Here is a 6840-nt window from a genome sequence, read left to right as displayed (position 1 = left end):
GCACCACCCCGAAAACCGTCAACACCCTAATCGCAAAAATCTTCAGAAAGTTTGTAAGTCGTTGATTTTCAATATCAGCAATCCGGAAGATTTTTGCCGGACCCTCACATATCTCCTCGCATCGCACGTCCCGCCACTTTCAATTTGCATATATAAGATTAGTAGTGGGGCTTCTTTCGTCAGAAACACTAAAACAGTGCGGGCGCCGGCGCCAAACTCCCCTCTTCAAATGAGACCAACATGGAAACCTCCGACATTCTGCTCGCCCGCCATCGCTTTCTTGAGCGGCATCCAGAGGTCGTCAGCCTGCTTCGCGCTATTTCGCCACGTCATGCTGGCGCCGCAGGCCTGAGCCTTGAAGCATTTCAGGAACAGGAGCTTGATCGTGCCATCAGCAAGTCTGCCCGCCAGCAGCGACTGACCACTGAGCAGTTCCTTCAACAACTACTGATGGACTGATCAGCGACTGCCCTGCGCAAATCCGCCTGCATGATGCCCGCTGTCCATGGCTTCGGCAGGCATGTGCAATCAGCTGATCGCAAAAGCACCCATCAAGCCCCCGACTTCAACTTGCTCAGCACCACAGCTGGATCATCACTTTGAGCCAGTGCATCGCGGATGCGGTTGAACGCCTTGGCGGCTTCCTCAGGATATTTGCCGAACGACACCAGGCTGCTGTGCTTCCAGCCAGCCGCGGCCAGCACCTCGGTGCGCAGCTGGGCGGCGTGCTCGCCGGGACTAAGCTGAAGCAGGGCGCGTTCTATCAGGGTGTGAGGCAGTGGATCGCGGGAGATGGTGCTGAAATGCTGGGCTTGGACTTCTGCAAATTCCATGACAGGTATCCTGGTTAAGGTTTTTCTTGATACTAGTCCAGCCTTTTAGCCCTCGCCAAGAAATGCCCAACACCTCGAATTCGCCAAATCATCTTGTCAGGACGCCCAGGCCTACTTACCATACCGAGCGGGATGTTAAAAACGGAGACAAAGGAATGAAAAAGTACGTACTGCTGACAAGCTTGCTATCACTGGGTGCCTGCGCCCTGCATATTGACACCGAGCCGGGTAGCAACCGGCTCAAAAATGTCTCGTTCGATGTGTTAGGCCTCACCTCGGTACAGGGCGATGGCGTACTCAGCCAGCAAACACGCCAGTTGCCGAGCTTCAACGCGCTTGAGGCCCGCGGGCCGCTGGATGTCGATATCCGCTTTGGCCCCACCCAGAGCGTGATCGTTCAGGCCGACAGCAATTTGCAAGGCCTAATTGAAACCAGCGCCGCTGGCGGCACTTTGGTCATACGCACTACCGCAAACTTTCGCAGCCACTTGCCGCTCAAGGTTTCTGTCGTGGTTCCGGTGCTAAGTCGGGTGGCAAATGCCGGAACCGGCAAAATGACGATCGATGGGCTGAATGCCGAAACGTTTGATTTTTCCAATAGCGGCACCGGCAAAGCAGAACTGGTCGGCAGGGCTGGGCAATTACAGCTGAGTATCAGTGGTACCGGTGATGTAACAAGTCGTGATCTTCAAGCTGACAGGCTGACACTGAAAATGCATGGCACGGGCGATGCCCGCCTTGCTGGTCATATAGGTGATTTGACATTCAATCAAAAAGGCACGGGCGATCTGCAGCTGGATGGGCTGGATGGTTCCGCCGACCTATCTGTTCATGGCACGGGAAACGCCCAAATCGGCGGAAAGGTGGCGTCGCTTGAAGTTCAGAAGTCTGGTAGCGGCAACCTGGCACTCGATGGTCTCAATGGCGGCAAGGTGAATATCAAGGGCAACGGCACTGGCAATATCCAGTTGCGTGGTCATACCGGCGCCGTCAAGCTGGAGATGGCCGGCAGTACGGATTTGCGCGCCGAGGGCCTCGACGTGACCGATGTGGAGGTCGTACTCCATGGTACCGGCAGTGCGCGATTGGGCACGGTCAAAGCTGAGCGTTTTCAGGCCCGACTAAGTGGCTCAGGCAATCTGACCGCTCATGGCCAGGCACGTAGTGTGGACTTGGCGGTATCCGGTACAGGCGATGCCATGCTGACCCAGTTATCCGCCGATGACGCCAGATTGCAGGCTTCAGGCTCCGGCGCAATCAGAACGACCGTACGCAACAGTGTTTGGGCAAACGCCAAGGGGAGCGGAACCATCACCATCGATGGGCAACCCTTGCAGCGCGATGTCACAGGCAAGGTGAAATTCACCAGCTAAGCAGCCAAGTCCAGGCACCGTTGCGCAGACATTTGGCGCATCGGTGCCTGAGAAGCCCGGACAACCAAGGGAAGCGCTCAAGCAGCAAAGCCAAAACGGCAATAGTTCATGCGGTAGTTCGCGAGATAGTGAAAACCAATCAACTGGTCCACTGTCTGCGTTGGCAATCTGGCGGCACTCACAATGCCGAGGCATGGCAGCTGTTCAGGATTTAGCAGGCGATCGATGCTGCGCGGCCACCAGCAAGGCATCAAACAAGATGTCGACGTCCTCGGCACGAGTGCGGTGATTGACGAAAGCCACCCGCACCACCAACCGTCCATTGATCAGCGTAGTAGAGGGTACGGCAACACCGCTTTCCTGCACGTCAGCTACGACATCGGCCACCAGCTGATCCTGATTACGTACATCGCGAAAGCCGAAACACACTATGTTCAGCGCCACCGGCGCCAAGCGCTCCAGCGTGGGCTCTGCATCGACCTTGCTGGCCAATAGCTGCGCCAGTGCGCAGTTGCGCGCCACTACGTCACCCAGCTTCGCTGTGCCATACACCTTCAGCGTCATCCATACCTTGAGCGCCCGGAAGCCACGCGACAGATCCGGGCCGAAATCGGTCGGCCAGGGGTGACCTGCCGCCAGGCCGCGTGCTTCACGGCGCAGATAGGCTGGCGTGGTAGCAAAGGTGGCGGCATGCAGCTGGGCATCGCGCACCAGCACGCAGCCGGCGTCATAGGGCACTTGCGCCCATTTGTGAAAATCAAACGCCACCGAGTCGGCCGATTCCAGACCGGCCAGCAAGGGCTTGTGCGCCGGCGACAGCACCGCCAGCGCGCCGAAAGCCGCATCGGCATGGAACCACAGGCCCTGCGCCTGGCACAGGCGGGCGATGCCAGCCAGATCATCGATGGCGCCGGTGTCGACCGTGCCGGCACTGCCCACGACCAGAAAGGGCTGGCCACCATTGCGCCGGTCTTCAGCAATGGCAGCCTCCAGCAAATCCAGGCGCATGCGGTGATTGCTATCGCAGCGAATCAGGCGCAGGGCCGCAGTGCCCAGGCCTGCCATATCCATGGCCCGCGCCACGCAGTTGTGCGCTTCGGTCGAGGTGTAGGCCAGCAGGCGGTGACCGGCCAGCCCGTCGCGCCGCGCTTCTACACCAAGCGCCTTGCTGCGCGCTACCAGCACCGCGATAAAGTTGGCCAGCGAGGTACCGGTGACCAGGGTGCCGCTCGCATCGTCGGGAAAGCCAAGCATCTGTGCCGCCCAGCGGATCACCTGCCGCTCCACCTCGATCGGCGCATGGTCGCGTCCGCCAAGATTGGCATCGAGCCCGGCCGCCAGCATATCAGCCAGCACGCCAACCGGATTGCCGGCGCCATGTACCCAGCCCAGAAAGCGCGGATGGATATTGCCGCCGATATACGGCGCCACCAGCGTCTGGTAGTCGGCATAGGTCTGGGCCAGATCGCCAGCCTGCTCCGGTAAGGCTGCGTCTTTAAGCGCCTCGCGCACTTCATCCGGCATCGGCTGCCACACCGGCCGCTCGCGCACACTGGCCATAAAGTCGACCAGATCGTCGAGCATGCGATGACCCATGGCACGAAACGCCTGCCAGTCCTCAGGATCGAGTGATTCACTGCTGGCGGCAAAGCGAGGATCGGGTAAGGGCTGGGTCATGGCAAGAACATCGGGCTGGCAACAACGGGGCGCCAGTCTAGCGTATCGGCCTGGTGCGCAATAGATCGTGGCAGCTTTGGCAATGACCTGGCTTACCGGCAAAGCACCTGGCGAATCGATTGCGGAACCCGCCCTCACCCGGCCCTGCGGGCCATCCTCTCCCGCTTGCGGGAGAGGGAATTGAGGTACCCATGCCACTGACCCAAGCAGCGCTACCAGATCAAGCGGCCGCCGCTATCGAGCACCAGCAGCCACACGCTATGAGCAGCCAGCTCTACTTGATGCTGAAACAGCGCTTCACCATCGTCTGGCGCGGCGGTGTCGAGCAGGCGCAGCCAGCGGCCCGGGCGCAGGGTAAAGGTGGTGGCGTGGGCTTCGGCATTGAATAGCAGCAAGCAGCGATCATGCGCCGACTCCGGCCCCACTTCGATCGACAGGCTGAATACCGATGGATCATCCCAGTCGGCCGGGGTCATGGCACGGCCTTGCGCATTGCGCCATTCCACATCGGCGCGCTCATAGCGGCCATGCAGTTCCGGCGAGAACCAGTGCGGATGGCCCAGCGCGGCAAAGCGGCGCCGTAGCGCGATGATGCGGGCGGTAAAGGCAGCCAGTGCCTGATCGGCCTGCGGCCAGTCCAGCCAGCTGATGGCGTTGTCCTGGCAATAGGCATTGTTATTGCCTTGCTGGCTACGGCCGATTTCGTCGCCAGCCAGCAGCATCGGCGTGCCCTGGCTGAACAGCAAGGTGGCCAGCAGGGCGCGTTGCAGGCGGGAGCGGGTCTGCCGCAATGCCGGCTCCTCGCTATCACCCTCGCAGCCAACGTTCCAGCTCAGGTTATCGTGCTGGCCGTCACGATTGTCCTCGCCATTGGCCTCGTTATGCTTGTGGCTGTAGCTGACCAGATCGCGCAGGGTGAAGCCATCATGGGCGGTGATGAAGTTGATGCTGGCCCAGGGGTGGCGGCCGCGCCGCTCGAATAACTCGCTCGAAGCCGTCAGGCGCCGGGCAAATTCCCCGCGGCTGATGCTGCGGCGCAGCCAGAAAGCCCGGCAAGCATCGCGATAGCGGTCGTTCCACTCGGCCCAGCCGGCCGGAAAGCCACCGACCCGATAGCCGCCGGGGCCGACATCCCAAGGCTCGGCAATCAGCTTGAGCCGCCCCAGCAGCGGGTCGGCCTGAATCGCTGCCAGCAGCGCCGCCCAGGCGCTGAACTGGCCATCCGGCCCACGCGCCAGCACAGTGGCCAGATCGAAGCGAAAGCCATCGACATGGCAAACACCGGCCCAGAAGCGCATGGCATCGAGCACCAGCTGCAGACAGCGCGGCTGGGCCAGATTGAGGGTATTGCCGCAACCGGTCCAGTTCTCGCAATGGCCAGCTGGCGTCAGGTGGTAATAGGCATGCTGGTCGAGCCCGCGCAAATTGAAGGTCGGCCCGCCGATTCCACCTTCGGCGCTGTGGTTGTACACCACATCGAGCACCACCTCGATACCCGCATGGTGCAGCGCCCTCGCCATCTGCCTAAACTCCAGCAGCGGATCGTTACTGGCGGCATAGCGCGGCTCCACCGCCATCAGCGCCAGCGGGTTATAGCCCCAGTAGTTGACTAGACCGCGATGCAGCAGATGACCTTCGTCGGCAAATGCTGCCACCGGCAGCAATTCCACCGTGCTTATCCCAAGCTGCTTCAGCCAGGCGATGCTGGCCGGGTGAGCGATGCCGGCATAGCTGCCGCGCATGTGTTCAGGCACGGCCGGATTGCACTGGCTGAAGCCCTTGACGTGCAATTCATACAGCACGGTATCGGCCCAGGCGACGCCGGGCGGCTGATCGCCCTGCCAGTCAAATGCCGGCACCTTGCCATAGCCCTCACCCTGCACCACCGCCTTGACGGCATGCGCCCCATTGTCGCGGGTATCGGGCCGGCTCGGGTCGCCGTGCAGGTGGTCGCAATAATCGGCCTCGCCGCCATAGCTGCCATGCAGCTGGCGTGCATAGGGGTCGAGCAGCAGCTTGGCCGGGTTGTAGCACAGGCCACGCTCGGGTGCGAATGGCCCATAGGCGCGGAAGCCATAGATCAGGCCCGGCTCGGCATCGGGCAGATAGCCATGCCAGACGCCGGCCTGATTGCCGGGCAGTGCCAGCCGGGCCAGCTCGCGTCGGCCACTGGCATCGAACAGGCACAGCTCCAGCTTGTCGGCATTCAGCGCATAAACAGCGAAATTGACGCCGCGACCATCCCAATGACTGCCGAGCCGGTAGGGGTCGCCCGGCACCAGTCCTAGTGCGAGGGCCATGGCAGTATCCAGCCAGCGTACCGACCTTCACTAACGCGACCGGGGCGCGGCGCCTGCCGCAGCCTGGGCATGATCAGGCCACCGACACCGGGCTTGCCGGCCTGACGGGAAGTCGCCGCATCATGGCCCCTCCCACACGAACACTTGGGTCGCCAGCGGTGCCAAGGTCAGTGACAACGACTGCGCCTGGCCGTGCCAGTGCTGCGGCTCGCTGTGTGCGTCGCCATTCATCACATTGCTGCCGCCGAAATCGGCGGCATCAGTGTTCAGACGCTCGCGCCAGCGCCCGGCCAGCGGCACGCCCACCCGATAGTCGCTGCGTACCACCGGTGTGAAGTTGCACATCACCAGCACCAGCGATTGTTCGCCATCGCGCCGCACAAAGCCCAGCACCGAGTTGTCGCGGTCATCGTCCACCATCCAAGCAAAACCGGCGGGGTCGCAATCATGCCGATGCAGGGCCGGCACACTGCGATACAGCTGGTTGAGTTCGCGCACCAGCGCTTGCACGCCGGCATGGTTGCCATCGGCCAGCAGCTCCCATTGCAGGCTGGCATCGTGATCCCATTCCGAGATCTGGGCGAATTCGCCGCCCATGAACAGGAGCTTCTTGCCCGGATGGGTCCACATCCAGCCGAAATAGGCGCGCAGATTGGC

Annotated in this window: 6 protein-coding genes; 2 read left to right on the top strand and 4 right to left on the bottom strand. The window is 61.6% G+C overall.

Features of this window, described 5'->3' with window-relative positions:
- Positions 1 to 240: 240 nt before the first annotated feature.
- Positions 241 to 459 (top strand): DUF6388 family protein, encoded by a 219-nt coding sequence (locus ACE3OH_RS17380; protein WP_374355975.1) that lies wholly within the window; start codon positions 241 to 243, stop codon positions 457 to 459.
- A 92-nt stretch (positions 460 to 551) separates the two neighbouring features.
- Here the strand turns inward: ACE3OH_RS17380 and ACE3OH_RS17375 are convergent, their stop codons facing one another.
- Entirely contained in the window at positions 552 to 833 is a 282-nt protein-coding gene (locus ACE3OH_RS17375; RefSeq protein WP_374355972.1) for a hypothetical protein, read from the bottom strand.
- A 62-nt stretch (positions 834 to 895) separates the two neighbouring features.
- Between ACE3OH_RS17375 and ACE3OH_RS17370 the strand changes: the two genes are divergently transcribed.
- On the top strand, positions 896 to 2206 hold the full coding sequence (locus ACE3OH_RS17370) for a GIN domain-containing protein (protein WP_374355969.1): 1311 nt from the start codon (positions 896 to 898) through the stop codon (positions 2204 to 2206).
- A 204-nt stretch (positions 2207 to 2410) separates the two neighbouring features.
- Here ACE3OH_RS17370 and ACE3OH_RS17365 read toward each other — a convergent pair whose 3' ends face one another.
- The 3 genes from ACE3OH_RS17365 to ACE3OH_RS17355 all read right to left on the bottom strand — a co-directional run.
- Positions 2411 to 3883 carry an aspartate aminotransferase family protein gene (locus ACE3OH_RS17365; protein ID WP_374355966.1) on the bottom strand — a complete coding sequence of 491 codons (1473 nt, stop codon included), beginning with the start codon at positions 3881 to 3883 and terminating at the stop codon, positions 2411 to 2413.
- A gap of 212 nt (positions 3884 to 4095) precedes the next feature.
- Complete coding sequence (glgX, locus tag ACE3OH_RS17360; protein ID WP_374355961.1) at positions 4096 to 6183, bottom strand: glycogen debranching protein GlgX; 2088 nt, start codon at positions 6181 to 6183, stop codon at positions 4096 to 4098.
- 120 nt (positions 6184 to 6303) lie between these two features.
- The coding region (locus ACE3OH_RS17355) for an alpha amylase C-terminal domain-containing protein (RefSeq protein WP_374355958.1) at positions 6304 to 6840 on the bottom strand (537 nt) is incomplete at its 5' end.

The sequence above is a fragment of the Chitinimonas sp. genome (assembly GCF_041904975.1).
In the GTDB taxonomy this organism is placed as follows: Bacteria; Pseudomonadota; Gammaproteobacteria; order Burkholderiales; family Chitinimonadaceae; genus Chitinimonas.
Note: the sequence above shows the minus strand (reverse complement) of the source record. Positions and strands in the feature narration are given on the sequence as shown.

Bases quoted from the DNA above. Each gene is read 5' to 3' on its own strand.
- ACE3OH_RS17375 (WP_374355972.1), bottom strand. From the start codon at position 833: ATGGAATTTGCAGAAGTCCAAGCCCAGCATTTCAGCACCATCTCCCGC.
- glgX (WP_374355961.1), bottom strand. From the start codon at position 6,183: ATGGCCCTCGCACTAGGACTGGTGCCGGGCGACCCCTACCGGCTCGGC.
- ACE3OH_RS17380 (WP_374355975.1), top strand. From the start codon at position 241: ATGGAAACCTCCGACATTCTGCTCGCCCGCCATCGCTTTCTTGAGCGG.
- ACE3OH_RS17370 (WP_374355969.1), top strand. From the start codon at position 896: ATGCCCAACACCTCGAATTCGCCAAATCATCTTGTCAGGACGCCCAGG.
- ACE3OH_RS17365 (WP_374355966.1), bottom strand. From the start codon at position 3,883: ATGACCCAGCCCTTACCCGATCCTCGCTTTGCCGCCAGCAGTGAATCA.